Source organism: Rhodococcus sp. Eu-32, assembly GCF_003336925.1.
Taxonomy (GTDB): domain Bacteria; phylum Actinomycetota; class Actinomycetes; order Mycobacteriales; family Mycobacteriaceae; genus Rhodococcoides; species Rhodococcoides kyotonensis_B.
This window is the reverse complement of the sequence record NZ_QGNK01000003.1, coordinates 292,213-309,373: the sequence shown is the minus strand read 5'-3', so window position 1 is coordinate 309,373 and position 17,161 is coordinate 292,213. Positions and strand designations below refer to the sequence as shown.

Below are 17,161 nucleotides of genomic sequence, written 5' to 3'. Positions count from 1 at the left end.
ACCGGTCGCGTGTGCTTCAGGTGTCCATCGATGCAGCAGCCGACACATCACGGGAAAGACAGCCATCGGCGTCAGCGCGGAAACGAGTCAAACCACTGCATCGACGAACCATTCCAGTATCACTGCGCGGATAGTAGGTCCAGAGTCCGACTATCCGCGCACGGGCGGCGACGCCGCACCCCGCGTGCCTACCGCTCGGCGGCCCTGACAGGTGAGAAGGTGGATCGACCACACCCGCCGTAGACCGCTGGAGGACACTTCCGTGTTGCGCCGTTCCGTGACGACGTCTCGACCGATTCTGCTCGCGTTCGGCGCACTCGCAGCGCTGACCGTCGCCGGCTGCGGCAGCAATGTCACCGGAACACCCGCCGCCGGCGACGCCGGAGCGTCTCCGGCGCCCGGTAGTTCGGCGAACGCGGACTCTGATCTGAACGCCCTGCTGATCGACCCGTCGCAGTTCCCGGCCCCGTACGAGGCCATCGTGCTCCCGCCCCACGCGATCAGCCAGGCCTCTCCCGACCTGACGGGAATCCCCGCGGGCGCGGAGGTGTCGCCCGCCGGGTGCAAGCCGGCAGATCCGACGTCCGCGGCGCTGATCGTCGGCACCGACAACGCGAATCGCGCGACCATCTCGGTCGAGCTCACCTCCGTCGACGAGCCGCTGTCGGACCGCGAAGATCAGTTGACTCGGTGTGCCGAGGTCGAGGCCACCAAATCCGGTGCCACGTCGACCATTCGTTCGACGATCACACCCGCGCCCCCGATCGACGCGGACGAGACTCTGGCCGTCAGGCAGACGGTGTCGTCGGGATCGGGAACCGAATCGATCACGCAGTCCATGCTGACGTTGATGGCCCAGGTGGACGGAACGCGCATCGCCGCGACCTACATGTCGTTCGACGACTCCACTCCCGATGCGGCCACGCTGGACGAACTGTTCACCGCGGCCGTGCAGAAGGTCAAGGCAGGCTGATCGCGAGGGCGGTCTGTCCACAAGTTCGCTCGATCCACAGGGTTTCGCTCAGCCCCAGGTGACGGGCTGATCCCGTTCGGCCGGTAGTCCAGGCTCGTGCCCATGACGACACACTCCGACGACCGACCCGCCTCTTCCGTCACCGTCCGCCTCGACGCGCCAGGGGAGCTGATTGCTGCTCTGCCTGCGATGCTCGGATTCGTCCCGCAGCGCTCGCTTGTGCTGATCTGCCTCCGCATCGACGACGGGGGCACGATCACCGCGGGCACCGTCATGCGGCACGACCTCGACGTCCCGGAATGCCGCCGGTTCGCGGACACGACCCTCTACGTGATCCCGGACAGGATGCTCGAGGTGATCGACCGGTTCGCCACGCAGTGCGAACGCGAGGACGTGCTCGACGCCATTGCCGTCGTCGTCGACGATCGAGGTGCGGCGACGATGTCGGGCCCGGTAGGCGACGCGCGTTACGAAGTGTTGGCGCAGTGCGTGATCGACGATTTCGGTGCCCGGGGAACCGACGTGCTTCGGGTGTTGTTCACGCCGGAGATCGCGGCAGGGGCGGAATGGGCGTCGTTGGACGGCATGGAGGAATGGGGGCGCGTGGGGGACCCGCGGACGTCACCGGTCGCGCTCGCCTACGCGATGGAGGGACGCTTCGTACAGCCGTCACGCGAGCGGCTGGCCGACGCGGTGCAGCCGGTCGACGACGAGACCAGCCGGCGGGTAGCGGATTTGATGCCCCAGGCGCGGGGTGAACGGCACGACTCGGACGGAACGCATCTCTCGCGGATTCTCGACATCCTCGACCGGGCGCACACCCATTCACCCGACGCCGCGCCTGTGCTGGACATCACGGCCGACACCGCGGCGACCATCGGAGCTGCTCTTGGCCGTCTTCCCGTGCGCGACAGCCTGCTCGCGCTCGTGCTCACCGAGATGGCCCACGTCGCCGAGATGTTGTGGGCGACGTTGACGCGTGTCCTCCCGGCGCCCGAACGCGCAACGGCCGCATGCCTTCTCGCGTTCAGCGCGTACTCGCGCGGGGACGGTGCCATGGCAGTGATAGCACTCGAGGTCGCGTTGGACGCCGACCCCGAGCACTCACTCGCCCGGCTGCTCGACCGATCGCTCTCCGCGGGCGCGGGCCCTGCGCTGATCCGTGAAGTTGCACTCAGCGGCTATGCGACAGCCGACAAGTGCGGCGTGCGCCTGCCGTTGCCGCTCGCCGCTCCCTGAGAAACCGTGTCAACGGCCGCTTTTCGCGGCGTGCGACCGATCGCCGAGCTCCTGCAGGAACGTCCAGGCATCGGACACGATGACGTCCAGATCGGTGAACTGTGGCTTCCACCCCAGATCGGCGATCGCTCGATCGCTCGACGCGATGAGGACGGCCGGATCGCCTGCGCGTCGCGGTGCTTCCTCCACCGGAATGTCCAGGCCGGTCACGCGTTTGCACGCCTCGATGACTTCCTTGACCGAGAATCCGGTTCCGCTGCCCAGGTTGTAGATCCGGTGCGTTCCTGCGGCCGACGATTCGAGCGCCAGGATGTGGGCCTCGGCCAGGTCGGCGACATGGATGTAGTCGCGCACCGCCGTGCCGTCGGGAGTCGGCCAGTCGGTGCCGAACACCGAGATCTTGGCGCGCTGGCCCAGTGCGGTCTGCAGCACCAACGGGATCAGATGGGTTTCCACGACGCGGTTCTCGCCGAATCCGGCGTACGCGCCCGCGACGTTGAAGTACCGGAGACTCGTCGCAGCGAGATCGTACGCGTGCGCGTACGACGTGATCGCATGGTCGATCGCCAGCTTCGTCGCACCGTACGGGTTGGTCGGGGCGGTGGGCATCGCTTCGGTGATCGGGGTCTGCTCCGGCTCGCCGTACGTTGCCGCCGTCGAGGAGAAGACGAGTCGGGGAGTGCCCGATTCACGCATCGCGTCCAGCAGCGCCAGAGTGGTCACGACGTTGCCGGTCCAGTACTTGTCCGGCGCGACGACGGACTCGCCGACGAGTGACTGTGCAGCGAAATGGAGAACACCGTCGAACTCCGCGCCGGTGAGGACGGACGCTGCCACGTCCTTGATGTCTGCTTCGACGAACGTGGCCTGTGGCGGCACCGCGTCGCGGTTGCCGGTGATCAGATTGTCCACGACGACCACTTCGTGGCCACGTTTGATCAACACCGCGGCGCACACACTGCCGACGTAGCCGGCGCCGCCGGTCACCAAAAGTTTCACTGTCCGCTCCTCGTCGGGCCGGCGGCCGGTCGTCGAGACAGGCCCCGGTACCCGACTGGAGGGATCTAGACCTGCTTGACCTGAACCGCGTGGGCCATTTCGTCCGAAATATCGATGCCTTCGTGACCGGGAACGGTGATCGTGACCGTTCCCGCCTTCGCCTCGACTGTAACCCGTGCATCAGGGACCACGCCTGCATCACGCAGCTGTGAGATCACTTCGGGATCCGACTGCACGTGCTCGGCCAGTCGACGTACGACGACGGCCGTCGCCTGTCCGTGGGGGAGATCGGTCAGCCGAATCAAGTCCTCGTGCTGCACCGCAGGCTGTCCGAGACCCAGTTCTTCCAGCCCGGGAATCGGGTTGCCGTACGGAGACGTGGTGGGGTTGTTCAGCACGGTGACGAGGCGTCGTTCGACTTCCTCGCTCATCACGTGCTCCCACCGGCACGCCTCGGCGTGCACGTCCTCCCAGCGAAGCCCGATGACATCGACCAGCAGTCGCTCGGCCAGGCGATGCTTACGCATCACCGACACAGCGAGGCTGCGGCCCTTCTCCGTCAGCTCGAGGTGGCGATCGCCCGCAACCGAGAGCAGCCCGTCGCGTTCCATACGGGCAACTGTCTGACTGACGGTGGGACCGCTCTGCTCGAGGCGCTCGGCGATACGTGCCCGCAGCGGAACGACGCCTTCTTCTTCCAAGTCGTAGATCGTCCGGAGGTACATCTCCGTGGTGTCGACCAGATCCTTCACACTCAACCCCTTCGTCTCGGGCGATTCTACCGTTGTCGAGCTCGAATCGGCGTCGTAGGTCGACCGCCCGCGTGCCCCGTTCGGGTACCCGTCGGTAACCGCGGGGCGGCGCGCGCCGTTGCTCGCGCCGCCCCATGACGACAAGTAGCGTTGTCGTCATGGCAGACCTGGCGGCCGGACCGCCTCCGAGCACCGCGGCGGCCCAGGACGACATCGTCGTCTGGAGCTCCGATTACCTCTCGTATCGGTGGAGTGACGACCACCCGATGAATCCCACTCGCCTCGATCTGACGATGTCGCTGGCACGCAGCATCGGGGTGCTCGACGGAATCGAGCCCGTCGAACCGACGGCCGCGAGCGACAGCGAACTGCTGCGAATCCATACCCCTGCGTACATCGAAGCGGTCAAGAACGCTCCCGAAAAGGGACCGTCGATCGTCCATCCCGATGCGGTCGAGCACGGTCTCGGTTCCGACGACAATCCGGTGTTCCGACAGATGCACGAGGCCAGCGCGATGCTTGCCGGCGGAACGCTGGCGGCCGCGAGGGAGATCGCGTCGGGCAGAGCCCGTCGGGCCGTGAGCATCGGTGGCGGTATGCACCACGCGATGCCGGACTGGGCATCGGGATTCTGTGTCTACAACGACGCCGCGATCGCGATTTCCTGGCTGCTGGACAACGGGTTCGATCGCATCGCGTACATCGACGTCGACGCCCATCACGGTGACGGCGTCCAGCACGCGTTCGTCGACGACCCGCGGGTGCTGACGGTGTCGCTGCATCAACATCCTGCAACGCTGTGGCCGAACACCGGGTGGTCCACCGAAGTCGGAACGGGTGCCGCCGAGGGCACGTCGATCAACGTTCCTCTGCTGCCGAACACCGGAGACAGGCTGTGGCTGAGGGCATTTCACGCCGTCGTGCCGGGGGCTGTCGCGGCGTTCCGTCCTCAGATCATCGTCAGCCAGTGTGGCGTCGACAGTCATCGCGAGGATCCGCTGGCCGATCTCGCGCTCACCGTCGACGGTCAGAACGCGGCGTTCCTGGCGATGCGCGATCTGGCCGACAAGCACGCAGACGGGCGATGGATCGCTGTCGGCGGAGGCGGTTACGGTCTGGTCCGCGTCGTCCCTCGCGCGTGGACCTATCTGATCGCCGCAGCGCTCGGACGCCCGGTCGATGCCGGGCTCGCGCTGCCCGATTCGTGGCGGGAGCGGGTTCGGGCGATGGCACCGAGCATCGATCTGCCCCAGGTCATGGGCGACGGAGGCGACGTCGACTACCCGGCATGGGACGGCCCGGGGGGCGCGGCAACCGGATCGACGGAAGCGTCGGATCGAGCTCTCGAACGCGTCGACTCCGCGATTCTGGCAACCCGTCGAGCAGCGTTCCCGTTGCTCGGACTCGACCCGGAGGACCCTCGTGACTGACTCCACGGAAACCACGGAGACAGAACCCACCGCGAAGGAACGTGAACGGCTGAAGGCCGAGACGTCGTTTCCGAAGCATTGGGTTGCCGACGTGCTGGCCTCCGACGGCGGCGTCGTGCACCTGCGTCCGATCGTGCCGTCCGACGCCGATGCGCTGGTGGCGTTCCACGGCAGGCTGTCCGAACGAACCAGATACCTGCGGTACTTCGGTCCGTACCCGACGATGCCGCAACGGGATGTCCTGAACTTCACGACCGTCGATCACCGAGATCGCGTCGCGTTCGTGGCAATTCTCGGCGACGACATCATCGCCGTCGGCCGATACGAGCGGCTGCCGGAGGGCGACGGCAATTCCGCCGAAGTCGCGTTCGTCGTCGCCGACTCCCACCAGGGACGCGGTCTCGGTCCGATACTCCTCGAGCACCTGGCCGGTGCGGCGGCAGAGAACGGCGTCGGAATGTTCGTCGCCGAGGTGCTGGCCGAGAACCGCAACATGGTGACGGTGTTCCGTGAGGCGGGCTATCAGGTCAGCCGGAGCTTCGAAGGTGGTGTCCTACGGCTGGAATTCGCGATCGATCCCAGCGAAGCCCTTCTGTCGGTCCGCAATTCGCGGGAGCGCGCCGCTGAGGCACGAAGCGTACGAAACGTGTTGAGCCCCAGCTCTGTTGCGGTCATCGGTGCATCGACGGACAGCTCGAAGGTCGGCAACGCGGTCCTGACGAACTTGCTGTCGGCCGGCTTCACCGGTCCAGTCTATCCGGTGAACGCCGACCACCGATCGGTGCGTGGAGTGCGGGCGTATCCGACGGTGCACGACATCCCCGATTCGGTCGATCTTGCGATCGCGGCCGTGCCCGCCGAGGCGATCGACGAGGTGCTCGACGACTGCCTGGACAAGGGCGTCAAAGCGCTCGTCGTGGTGTCGTCCGGTTTCGGTGAGACGGGTTCGGCGGGCCAGGAGAAGGAACGACGACTCGTGCGCGCCGCGCGTGCCCACGGGATGCGCCTGATCGGCCCGAACGCGCTCGGCGTCGCGAACACCGATCTCGACTTCTCGCTGAACGCGACGCTTGCGCCGCACCTGCCGACGCCGGGACGCGTCGGCTTCTTCTGCCAGTCCGGAGCACTGGGCATCGCCATTCTGGATCAGGCGGCCAAACGCCGATTGGGGTTGTCGACGTTCGTCTCGGCGGGCAACAGGGCCGACGTCTCCGGTAACGACCTGCTGCAGTTCTGGGACTCCGATCCTGCGACCGAGGTCGTGCTGCTGTACCTGGAGAGTTTCGGTAATCCACGCAAGTTCACGCGAATCGCGCGGCGCGTTGCTCGGAACAAACCGATCGTCGCCGTGAAGAGTGGACGGGGTGCGGTGCCACCCGCGCTCGCGACCGGACCCGACATCGACGACACCATCGTGAAGGCGCTCTTCGAGCAGGCAGGCGTCATCCAGGTCGACACCATCGCGCAGTTGTTCGACTGTGCGGTGCTGTTCGGCTATCAGCCGCTGCCGACGGGCCCGCGGGTCGCGGTCGTCGGAAACTCGACTGCTCTTGGCGTGCTCGCCGTCGATGCCGCGCGGGCCGACGGTCTTCACGCCGGTGCGGCGATCGACGTGGGCCCGCAGGCAGGCCCGGACGAGTTCGCCGCTGCCGTGTCGAAAGCTCTCGCGGCCGACGACGTCGATTCGGTGATCGTCGTGTTCGTGCCGCCGGTCGCGGTCACGGTCGAGCCGTTCGCCGAGGCGCTCGGAGCGGCCGTGCGCGGCGCCGACAAGCCCGTCCTCACCACGTTCCTGGCGACCGAGGGAATTCCGGACGTGCTCGCGGTACGCGGGGAGGAGGGTCATCCCATCCGCGGTTCGGTGCCCTCGTACTCCAGCCCCGAGCGTGCCGTGACGGCGCTGGCGAAGGCATGGAGATATGCGTCGTGGCGAAGCCGCCCGGCGTCCGCACCGGTACGGCCGAACGGAGTCGATGCAGAACGTGCGGCGTCCCTCGTCCGCGGCTGGACCGGGCAGGACCGCTGGCTGTCCGATTTCGAGACCGCCGAGTTGTTGGCCTGCTACGGCATCGACGTCGTCGACTTCCGTGCCGTGACCGACGAAGCCGAGGCGGCAGCGGCCGCCGAGGAGCTCGGCTACCCGGTCGCGGTCAAGGCGACGGGCGAGCAGTGGCGTCACCGACCGGATCTCGGGGGAGTGCGCCTCGATCTCGCGAGCAGCGACGCGGTGCGTGCTGCGTATCGTTCGCTCGCCGCGGACTCGGGAGAGCCGTTGCTGCACGTGCAGAAGATGGCGGCGAAGGGAATCGGCTGTGTCGTGCGCGTGCAGGACGATCCGTCGTTCGGATCGCTGATCTCGTTCGGTCTGGCCGGAGTGATCTCGGATCTGCTGGGTGACCGCGCGTACCGGGTTCTGCCGCTGACCGAGGACGAATCCGTCCAGCTGATCGATGCCCCGAAAGCAGCGCCTCTCCTGTCCGGGTATCGAAATGCGGTGCCCGTCAACAAGAGTGCATTGGTGGACTTGGTGCAGCGGGTGTCGGCCATGGCCGACGACATCCCCGAGATCAGGGAACTGGCCTGCGAACCGGTTCTGGCGTCGGCGCACGGCGCGCAGATCACCGATGCGAGATTGCGTCTGGGGCCCGTGCCGTCGCGAAACGATCTGGGTCCCAGGCGACTTCGGTAGAGACAAGACGAGCGGAGGCCGGGTCGACTTTCCCAAGAGGGGGAGAGAAAGCGACCCGGCCACCGCCTACGATGGAGCGCGCGGGAAACGTCACCGCTGCTCCATCAGCTTCGGAGCCGATCCTGCCGAGGATCAGCTGGCGTACGACCTCAGCTTCTCGGCGCGGTCGCCCTGTCGCAGCTTGACCATCACCTCGCGCTCGATCTGACGCACACGCTCGCGCGACAGGCCGAAGAGCTTGCCGATCTGGTCGAGTGTGCGGGGCTGTCCGTCGTCGAGACCGTAACGAAGACGAATGACCTGCTGTTCACGCTCGTCCAGCGTCGCAAGGACGGTACGGACGTCGCTGTGCAGGAGGCCCGCGATGACGGCGTTCTCCGCCGACGTCGCCTCGGAGTCCTCGATGAAGTCGCCCAAGGGCGCTTCCTCGTCGCTGCCGACGGGCATGTCGAGGCTCACCGGGTCGCGGCTGTGGTCCAGCAGATCGGCGATCTTCTCGACGGGAATACCCGACTCGCTCGACAGCTCCTCGTCGGTCGCCTCGCGGCCCAGCTGCTGGTGGAGTTCGCGCTTGATCCGAGCCAGCTTGTTGACCTGCTCCACGAGGTGGACAGGGAGTCGAATGGTGCGGCTCTGGTCGGCCATGCCGCGGGTGATGGCCTGGCGGATCCACCACGTGGCGTACGTCGAGAACTTGAATCCCTTGGCGTAGTCGAACTTCTCCATGGCGCGAATCAGTCCGAGGTTGCCCTCCTGGATCAGATCGAGGAGCGGCATGCCGCGACCGGTGTAGCGCTTGGCGAGCGACACCACGAGACGAAGGTTGGCCTCGAGCAAATGGCTGCGCGCCGCACTGCCGTCACGCACGATGATCGCCAGATTGCGCTTCTTCGCAGCTGTCAGTCGCTTCGAGTTCTCCAGCACGTTCTTCGCATACAGCCCCGCTTCGATTCGCTTGGCCAGGTCCACTTCCTCGTCCGCGGTCAACAGCGCGGTCCGGCCGATGCCGTTCAGGTAGACGCGAACGAGATCTGCTGCCGGGCTCTGGGCGTCGAGATCGGCGTCGGTGGGACGTGGGCGGGTCGTGGTGCTGGGGCTTGTCATGACTTGCCTCCTGATCGGTGGTGTCTCATAGGGATCAACGTCCGGTCGAGTTCGAAAAGTTCCCACCGCACCATCGCGTGATACCCGCTTGACCAGGCTTTATCCCCCCGAGCCCCTGAGAAGTTGCTGAGAAGGCCCAGCACGGAACCTCAGGCGGGAACCAGTCCGGACGGCAGCACGAGGCCGTGCCTGACCAATCCCGTCGTCAGTTCGAGCGCCCCTGCCATGAGCGGCTCGAAGTCCAGCCCGTGTGCGGCGGCGAGCAGTGCGACGAGTTCGTTCAACGGCATCCCGTCGGCCCGCATTCCCGCGAGCAGCATCGCGCCGACCTCGTCGATCTCGTGCTGCCAGTTCGGGCCGTTGCCGCGATGAACGCGGATGACCTCGGTGTGCCAACCCTCGTCGCCGGGCAGCGACACGTGTTCGAGGGCCGTCGCGGGATCGAGCTCGAACACCGAGTCGGCCGGATCGTTCTCCCGAAGCCACGTCAGTCGGTCGAAGTACGCGATCGCCTCGTTGCCGAGCGGGTCCTCGAACGCGTGCCGCAGATCCTCGGCGAGAACGTCGGTCGCTAGTTCGGTCTTGCGCAGGTAGACGAAGCCGAACCCGATGCCCCGGACGTCGGCCGCGGCGAAGTGGTCGAGCCAGGACTGGGCGAGCGCCGCATTGGCCTCGTCGCGTGGATCGAGGCCGCCGTCGCGCATCCATGTGCCGACGTACAGCGCAGGATCGGCGACGTCACGCTGCAGAATCCACGCGTCGACGCCGTGGTCGGGCAGCCACGACGCCACCCGTGCGCGCCAGTCCTCACCGTCGACGTGCACCCACGACGCCAGGATGGCCGCGGTGCCTCCCGGCTTCAGGTACTTCGGCGCCTCGCCGATCATCAATCGCGACGCGCCGTCGAGGTCGAGGCCGGAGTCGCGGTAGGTGTGCTCGACGGTGCCGCGACCGACGACGAAGGGCGGATTGGCCACGATGCGGTCGAACGTACGGCCCGCGACCGGTTCGAACCAGGAGCCCTCGATCAGTTCCAGAGACAGACCGTTCAGGGCAGCGGTCGCCGCAGCCAGTTGCACCGAGCGTGGACTGATGTCGGTGCCGGTCACCGTCTCGGCGTAGTCGGCCGCGTGGACGGCCTGAACCCCGCAGCCCGTTCCGACGTCGAGAACCTCGGCAGCGGGCGTCGTCGGCGTGCCGCGCAACAACGACAGCGACGCCTGTCCGACGCCGAGAACGTGGTCGGGTGCAGTCGGTGCCGGGCGCATGCTGCCGTCGGGGTCGGACACGATCCAGCGGGAACCGTGGCCCGCGTCGAGCGGTCGAACGTCCAGCAGAGTTCGGACCGTGCCGTCCACGACGCGCGTCAGAAGTCCGGCATCGACTGCGTCGTCCAGGTCGACAGGTGCCAGGGCCCGCGCGGCGTCCTCCTCGACGACGTCGTCCACGAGGAGGAAGAGGCGGACCAGAACTCCGAGATCACCACCGTCCATGCTGGCGCGTCGCACCGGGACGGGTTCGCTGCGGCCGAGAGCGGCGTGCGCGTCGTCGCCCAACATGTCGAGCAGCGAATCGGCGTCGTAGCCGGTTCGTTCGAAAGCGGTCCGTAGCGCCGGGCAGATCGAGAGCAGAGTTGCAGTCACGAGCCCAGTCTTTCAGCTGGGTCGTGACCTGTGCGAGGCGTGGGTTCAGTCGTCGTGCTGATCGATGACGTGATGCGCGCGGGCTTCGACCTGAGGTCTGCTCACGCGTCGGCCGTCGTATCTGCTGACTTCGTCCTTGGTGCGGGGTGGGCGGTCGTTCGCGATGAGAACCGCCATCCACGGCAGGGGGATCGACACTCCGACGATCGCCATGGCGATCCACGGGTTGGCCCAGATGCCGTACGAGATGGCGGCCAGCACGAGCGCGGGTATGCGGAACGACATGATGAACATGTACTTGCGCACTCGGGCGCGGTGCTGCTCTTCGACCGAACTCTTGGCTTCGGTGATCAGTACGGGGTTACGGGCCGAGCCGCTCTCGCTCGAGCCGGAAAACCCCGGTGTTCTCGTCATACCTCCACTGTGGCACTCGTGCCGCAGGATTGCACACGTGTTCTTGGCCTCGCCGAAGATGCGTGCGCCGTCGCGTGTGCGGAATAATCTTTCAGCATGAGCACACAGACCAAGGAACGTCCCGATATCGCACCCGACGACACCACGGACGACGACGCGCCCAAAGTCTTCCACTACGTCAAGAAGAACAAGATCGCCGAGAGCGCTGTGATGGGTACCCACGTCGTCGCGTTGTGCGGTGAGGTGTTTCCGGTCACCAAGTCGGCCAAGCCGGGTTCGCCGGTGTGCCCCGACTGCAAGAAGATCTACGACGGCTTGAAGAAGGGCGACTGACCAGCCTGGTCTCCGCGCCTCGCCAAGTCGTTCTGCGTCGAATTCTTCCGGGCCGGACTCTTCTGGGGCGCACTGTTCTGGGTTGCACTGTTCTGGGTTGCCGGCGCCGGCTCGGCTTCACGCTCGGCCCGGGCTGCGGGTGAATCGGTCGCAGCGCCGGGCTTGTTGCGGTCGCCGGCGATTCGGATCGGTCCGGTCGCGAGTCGCCGTGCGACGGCCGTCACCGGGTTCGACTCCTCGAAGGCGGCCTGGGCGGCGAGCCATTCCTTCATCTGTTCCAGGCGTGTCGCTCGCGCGGGAAAGAACTCCTGGATGGTCGCGTTGAACTCTGCTCCGAGCACGATCGCGAAGCCCAGAAAGAACGCGAACAGCAGCAGCGCGATCGGCGTCGCCAACGCGCCGTAGGTGTAGCCGGTGCCGGTCACCCAGGTCAAGTAGAACCGCAGCACCGCGCTGGCGATCATGAAGAACACGCCTGCCAGCAACGCGCCGCCCAGCAGACGGTGCCACGGTAGGGACTTGTGCAGCGCGACCTTGTACAGCGTCGTCAATCCCGCGATCAACAGCAGTCCGACGGCGGGATAGTAGAGAAAGTCGATCAGTTCGCTCCCGATCTCGAACCACGACGCGGGCAGGATCCTCTGCACGAACGTCGGCCCGAGTGCGACGAGGGGGAGCACGAACACGGCGACGATCAGGAAACCGACGTAGAGCAACAACGCGAAGATGCGTTGCCAGACGGGGTTACGAGCATCCTGCTGCCCGTGGGCTTCTACGATCGAGTCCACGAACGTCGAGATCGCCGACGAGCCCGCCCACAGTGACAGCAGGAATCCGGCGGACACGATCTCGCCGCGTCCCTGCTGCAGAATGTCCTGCACGGTCGGCTCGATGATTCCGTCGACAACCGAGTCGCTGAACACACTCGCGCTGAACGTGATGATCTTGGATTCGATGATGTCGATCGTGTTGGGCCCGAACCAGCCTGCGACGAACCCGAGGCTGCCGAGGACGCCGAGCAGCAGCGGCGGGAGCGAGAGCGTCTGCCAGAACGCCGCGGTAGCCGCCTTGCTGAAGATCGAGTCGTCCCATGCCTTGCTCGCTGTGCGGAGGACCACAGTCCAGGCGACATGAAGCGACCGCCGCTTCGACAGCTCGCCTGTACGTCCTTCGCCTGCAGATTCGCTCATGATCTCTCCAGCATTCCTGACGACACGCCCGAATGCCCGTCTGGGGCTGTCCGTGTCGCCCGCCGAGTCGATCGATGTGGCTCGCTACGATTCGGGTTCGGTCGGTGCCGACAGATAGGCTCCACCGCGGACATTGCACAGCTACGGCTTCTTCTTCCCATTGCCAGTGAGGACTCGATCGATGCCAGGAACAGGCGGCCAATGAGCGCAGAGACCACCGACGCCGACACACCCTCCGGGGCCACCCCGGGAACCGCAATCTCCCCGGGCGGAGCGCCGCTGCGTGCCTGGCAGAGGCGCGCACTGACGAAGTATCTGATGGCGTCACCGAAGGACTTCCTCGCGGTCGCGACGCCGGGTGCAGGCAAGACGACGTTCGCGCTCCGTGTCGCGTCGGAACTGCTCGCGCACCGCACCGTCGATCAGGTCACCGTCGTCGCGCCGACCGAGCATCTCAAGCACCAGTGGGCGGAGTCCGCGGCCAGGGCGGGCATCGCGCTCGATTCGAACTTCTCGAACTCCACCGGCCAGACGTCGAGCGATTACCACGGTGTCGTCGTGACGTACGCGCAGATCGCGTCGCACCCGTTCAAGCATCGCGTTCGCACCGAGGCCAGGCGCACGCTCGTCATCCTCGACGAGATTCACCACGGCGGCGACGCCAAGAGTTGGGGCGAGGGGATCCGCGAGGCGTTCTCGGATGCGACCCGTCGCCTCGCGCTGACGGGAACCCCGTTCCGAAGCGACGACAGTCCGATCCCGTTCGTGACGTACGAGCCGGACTCCGACGGGCTCATGCGCTCACGCGCAGACCATTCCTACGGCTACTCCGATGCGTTGCGGGACGGTGTCGTCCGTCCCGTCGTGTTCCTCGCGTACTCGGGCGAGGCGCGGTGGCGGGACAGCGCGGGGGAGGAGTTCACCGCGCGCCTCGGTGAACCGCTGAACGCCGAGCAGACGGCGCGCGCGTGGCGCACCGCTCTCGACCCGCAAGGCGACTGGATGCCGGCGGTGTTGCTGGCCGCGAACACCAGGCTCGGTCAGCTCCGCGCCGGAGGAGTGCCCGACGCGGGCGGACTCGTGATCGCCACCGACCAGACCGTCGCGCGCGCGTACGCCAAGCTGCTCGAGGTCATCACCGGCGAGACACCGTGCATCGTTCTGTCGGACGACCCGACGTCGTCGTCTCGCATCGCCGAGTTCGGCAAGAGCAACCAGAAATGGATGGTCGCGGTCCGCATGGTGTCCGAGGGCGTCGACGTTCCGCGTCTCGCCGTCGGTGTGTATGCGACGAGCGCGTCGACCCCGCTGTACTTCGCCCAGGCGATCGGCCGATTCGTGCGGTCGCGGCGGCCCGGCGAGACCGCAAGTGTTTTTCTGCCATCCGTTCCCGTCCTGTTGGACCTCGCGAGCCAGCTGGAGGCGCAGCGCGACCACATCCTGGGCAAGCCGCACCGCGAGAAGGACGGTCTCGACGACGACCTGCTGGCCGACGCGAACAAGCAGAAGGACGAGCCGGGCGAGGACGAGAAGGCGTACACGGCGCTCGGCGCCGACGCCGAACTCGATCAGGTCATCTATGACGGCTCGTCGTTCGGCACGGCCACGTTCTCGGGTAGCGACGAAGAAGCGGACTATCTCGGCCTCCCGGGGCTTCTGGACGCGCAGCAGATGCGCGACCTGCTCAGGCAGCGACAGCAGGAACAGCTCGACAAGACTCCTGCTGCACCGACGCCCGCGGTGCCGCCTCCCGCCGCAGCGGAGCGTGTGTCCTCTGCCGGTCAGTTGGCCGGTCTGCGGCGTGAACTGAACAGTTTGGTCGCGGTGTACCACCACCGCACCGGAAAGCCGCACGGCGTCATCCACGGCGATCTACGACGCATCTGCGGCGGCCCTCCCACCGCGATGGCGACGGCCGAGCAGCTCGGGGAACGAATCGCGCAGCTGCGGAAGATGTAAGACGCGTACACGATCGACGACACACGAAGAACGGGTGGCTCCGATTGGAGCCACCCGTTCTTCGTTGCTGCAGATGTTGGTGTCGAAAGCTACCGAGGCGAGCCGGTTACACCGCAGAGTCCGTTTCGGTCATCACCGTTGCGTTCATCTCACGCAGGCGGTCTTCGTGCTCCTTGGCGTGGTGGTTGCAGAACAGGAGTTCTCCACCGGTCGAGAGCACAACACGTGCACGAGCCCCTGCACCGCACCGGTCGCACCGGTCGGCTGCTGTCAACTGTGGGCTGGTCAATGTTCCGGGCATGACTCCTCCGTACTGGCTTTCGGTGTTACCCGAGTGCCTGGGGCCGGTCCGCCGCGTCGGTATGGCGCGGTCCGTACACTCTGTCAGACGTTTGGGCTTCATGCGTTGTTCCCGAGGGTGTTTCTTTGTGTTGTCACTAACACGAAACTGGCTCGGCTGCTGCTGGTGACAGGTATGTCCACCGGTTCGTGTTCGCTCACAGCTGACCTTCCGCGCGCGTGTGCGGCCCTCGTAGGATCGAGGCGTGAGTAAATCCGGTGGTGTCCTGCTGCACATGTGCAGCTACGAAGAGTGGTTGTCGGCGCGGGCCGCGGGCAGCCGGCGCCCGGCCGATTTCGACGACGTCGGATTCGTCCATCTGTCGACGCCGGAGCAGGTCCACTTGCCTGCGAACCGTCTGTTCGCCGGACGAGAGGATCTGGTCCTGCTGGTCCTCGACCCCGAACGACTGGGATCACCCGTGCGATGGGAACCCGGCGTGCCGAGCGATCCCGACTCCATGCTGTTCCCGCACCTGTACGGTCCGCTTCCGGCCGGTGCAGTGACCTCGGTACGCGACTACGCGCCCGGCAGCGACGGCTCGTTCGCGCCGCCCGCACTCTGACTGCCACCGACAAGACACCGCCGCCCCGCGAGCGGGACGGCGGTGTCGCGAACGGTGTGTATCAGTCGAGGTAGTCGCGCAGAACCTGCGACCGGGACGGGTGGCGCAGCTTCGACATGGTCTTCGACTCGATCTGTCGGATGCGCTCACGCGTGACGCCGTAGACCTGGCCGATCTCGTCGAGCGTGCGCGGCTGGCCGTCGGTGAGACCGAAGCGCAGACGCACGACGCCGGCTTCACGCTCGGACAGCGTCTCGAGTACCGACTGCAGCTGATCCTGCAGCAGCGTGAACGAGACGGCGTCCACGGCGACGACGGCTTCGGAGTCCTCGATAAAATCGCCGAGTTGGCTGTCGCCCTCGTCGCCGATGGTCTGGTCGAGGGAGATGGGCTCACGCGCGTACTGCTGGATTTCCAGCACCTTCTCCGGCGTGATGTCCATTTCCTTGGCCAACTCCTCGGGAGTGGGCTCGCGGCCCAGATCCTGCAGGAGCTCACGCTGGATGCGACCGAGCTTGTTGATGACCTCGACCATGTGCACCGGGATGCGGATGGTACGGGCCTGGTCGGCCATGGCGCGGGTGATGGCCTGACGGATCCACCAGGTGGCGTACGTGGAGAACTTGTAGCCCTTGGTGTAGTCGAACTTCTCGACCGCGCGGATCAGACCGAGGTTGCCTTCCTGGATCAGGTCGAGGAAGGCCATGCCGCGGCCGGTGTAGCGCTTGGCGAGCGAGACGACGAGACGGAGGTTCGCTTCGAGCAGGTGGTTCTTGGCGCGGTTGCCGTCACGGCAGATCCACGTGAAATCGCGTCGCGCAGCGACGGGGAGCTTCTCGCCCTTCTCGGCAAACTCGCGCATCTTCTCGGTGGCGAACAGGCCGGCCTCGATGCGCTTGGCGAGCTCGACCTCTTCCTCGGCGTTGAGGAGGGCAACCTTGCCGATCTGCTTGAGGTAGGCGCGAACGGAGTCGGCCGACGCGGTGAGCTCCGCGTCCTTGCGTGCCTGTCGGAGAGCCTCGGATTCTTCTTCGTCCCAGACGAAGTCTCCCGACGCCTTGTCCTCGGCGGTGGGCTCGGACGTTCCGTCGTCTTCGCTGTCGTCGTCAGCCGTGACGACGTCGACGACGTCGTTGGCCGCGGCGGCGATGTCGCCGTCGGAGATGTCGATGTCGTCGATGCCGGGGGCGTCCTCGTCACCGTCGGTCGCCTGAGCGGGGTCTGCAGCCTTCTTGGCCGCGGCCTTCTTCGCCGGCGCCTTCTTGGCTGCGGCGCGCTTGGCGGGAGCCTTCTTGGCTGCTGCCTTCTTCGCCGGTGCCTTGGCCGGTCGGACAGTTCCGTTCGACGCCTCCGCAGCAGGTGCAGGGGTCGCAGACTCTGTTTCTGAATCCACGGTCTGACGGATATCGGTGGCTGCCACGTACGCCCTTTCGTGACGGTGTCGTGCGGCGTCACGCCAGAGTTGTTTCCGGCGGAGAGGTCTTGTCGATTGTGCCGGCGTGCAGACCGGCATCAACCATTGTAACGACCC

At 66.4% G+C, this 17,161-nt stretch carries 15 protein-coding genes; 7 read left to right on the top strand and 8 right to left on the bottom strand.

The genetic code is table 11. From position 1 onward, the window contains the following. The first annotated feature begins 325 nt into the window (after nt 1-325). Together DK926_RS06555 and DK926_RS06550 are read left to right on the top strand one after the other, a co-directional pair. Nucleotides 326-973 (top strand): sensor domain-containing protein, encoded by a 648-nt coding sequence (locus DK926_RS06555; protein ID WP_114329748.1) that lies wholly within the window; start codon nt 326-328, stop codon nt 971-973. 102 nt (nt 974-1,075) lie between these two features. Continuing rightward, nucleotides 1,076-2,212, top strand: coding sequence for a DUF4192 domain-containing protein (locus DK926_RS06550; protein WP_114329696.1), 1,137 nt, complete (start codon nt 1,076-1,078; stop codon nt 2,210-2,212). A 9-nt stretch (nt 2,213-2,221) separates the two neighbouring features. On the opposite strand, the gene galE is transcribed toward DK926_RS06550, so the two are convergent. Further along, nucleotides 2,222-3,211 carry a UDP-glucose 4-epimerase GalE gene (gene galE / locus DK926_RS06545; protein WP_114329695.1) on the bottom strand — a complete coding sequence of 330 codons (990 nt, stop codon included), beginning with the start codon at nt 3,209-3,211 and terminating at the stop codon, nt 2,222-2,224. A gap of 65 nt (nt 3,212-3,276) precedes the next feature. Next, nucleotides 3,277-3,963: a metal-dependent transcriptional regulator gene (locus DK926_RS06540; RefSeq protein ID WP_114329694.1), complete on the bottom strand. Its 687-nt coding sequence runs from the start codon at nt 3,961-3,963 to the stop codon at nt 3,277-3,279. 158 nt (nt 3,964-4,121) lie between these two features. Between DK926_RS06540 and DK926_RS06535 the strand changes: the two genes are divergently transcribed. After that, nucleotides 4,122-5,393 carry an acetoin utilization protein AcuC gene (locus tag DK926_RS06535; protein WP_114329693.1) on the top strand — a complete coding sequence of 424 codons (1,272 nt, stop codon included), beginning with the start codon at nt 4,122-4,124 and terminating at the stop codon, nt 5,391-5,393. A gap of 49 nt (nt 5,394-5,442) precedes the next feature. Beyond that, on the top strand, nt 5,443-8,082 hold the full coding sequence (locus tag DK926_RS06530) for a bifunctional GNAT family N-acetyltransferase/acetate--CoA ligase family protein (RefSeq protein ID WP_207890761.1): 2,640 nt from the start codon (nt 5,443-5,445) through the stop codon (nt 8,080-8,082). Between the two features lie 132 nt (nt 8,083-8,214). On the opposite strand, the gene DK926_RS06525 is transcribed toward DK926_RS06530, so the two are convergent. The 3 genes from DK926_RS06525 to DK926_RS06515 all read right to left on the bottom strand — a co-directional run bounded on the left by DK926_RS06525 (nt 8,215) and on the right by DK926_RS06515 (nt 11,243). Further along, nucleotides 8,215-9,186, bottom strand: coding sequence for a sigma-70 family RNA polymerase sigma factor (locus DK926_RS06525; protein ID WP_114329691.1), 972 nt, complete (start codon nt 9,184-9,186; stop codon nt 8,215-8,217). 149 nt (nt 9,187-9,335) lie between these two features. After that, nucleotides 9,336-10,829 (bottom strand): class I SAM-dependent methyltransferase, encoded by a 1,494-nt coding sequence (locus DK926_RS06520; RefSeq protein ID WP_114329690.1) that lies wholly within the window; start codon nt 10,827-10,829, stop codon nt 9,336-9,338. Nucleotides 10,830-10,874: 45 nt separating this feature from the next. Beyond that, entirely contained in the window at nt 10,875-11,243 is a 369-nt protein-coding gene (locus tag DK926_RS06515; RefSeq protein WP_068424493.1) for a DUF3099 domain-containing protein, read from the bottom strand. A 96-nt stretch (nt 11,244-11,339) separates the two neighbouring features. Between DK926_RS06515 and DK926_RS06510 the strand changes: the two genes are divergently transcribed. After that, nucleotides 11,340-11,576: a DUF3039 domain-containing protein gene (locus DK926_RS06510; protein WP_068424491.1), complete on the top strand. Its 237-nt coding sequence runs from the start codon at nt 11,340-11,342 to the stop codon at nt 11,574-11,576. On the opposite strand, the gene DK926_RS06505 is transcribed toward DK926_RS06510, so the two are convergent. Then, nucleotides 11,549-12,766 carry a YihY/virulence factor BrkB family protein gene (locus tag DK926_RS06505; RefSeq protein ID WP_243636676.1) on the bottom strand — a complete coding sequence of 406 codons (1,218 nt, stop codon included), beginning with the start codon at nt 12,764-12,766 and terminating at the stop codon, nt 11,549-11,551. The two genes, DK926_RS06510 and DK926_RS06505, sit on opposite strands and share 28 nt — an antisense overlap. Nucleotides 12,767-13,084: 318 nt before the next feature. On the opposite strand from DK926_RS06505, the gene DK926_RS06500 reads away from it, so the two are divergent. Then, entirely contained in the window at nt 13,085-14,725 is a 1,641-nt protein-coding gene (locus DK926_RS06500) for a DEAD/DEAH box helicase (RefSeq protein ID WP_240931114.1), read from the top strand. Nucleotides 14,726-14,831: 106 nt separating this feature from the next. On the opposite strand, the gene DK926_RS06495 is transcribed toward DK926_RS06500, so the two are convergent. Next, a complete protein-coding gene (locus tag DK926_RS06495) occupies nt 14,832-15,026 on the bottom strand; it encodes a hypothetical protein (RefSeq protein ID WP_068424479.1) in 195 nt (64 codons plus the stop codon). A 274-nt stretch (nt 15,027-15,300) separates the two neighbouring features. Between DK926_RS06495 and DK926_RS06490 the strand changes: the two genes are divergently transcribed. After that, nucleotides 15,301-15,630: a DUF952 domain-containing protein gene (locus DK926_RS06490; RefSeq protein ID WP_084423740.1), complete on the top strand. Its 330-nt coding sequence runs from the start codon at nt 15,301-15,303 to the stop codon at nt 15,628-15,630. Nucleotides 15,631-15,691: 61 nt separating this feature from the next. On the opposite strand, the gene DK926_RS06485 is transcribed toward DK926_RS06490, so the two are convergent. After that, a complete protein-coding gene (locus DK926_RS06485; RefSeq protein ID WP_114329689.1) occupies nt 15,692-17,143 on the bottom strand; it encodes an RNA polymerase sigma factor in 1,452 nt (483 codons plus the stop codon). Nucleotides 17,144-17,161: the final 18 nt, after the last annotated feature.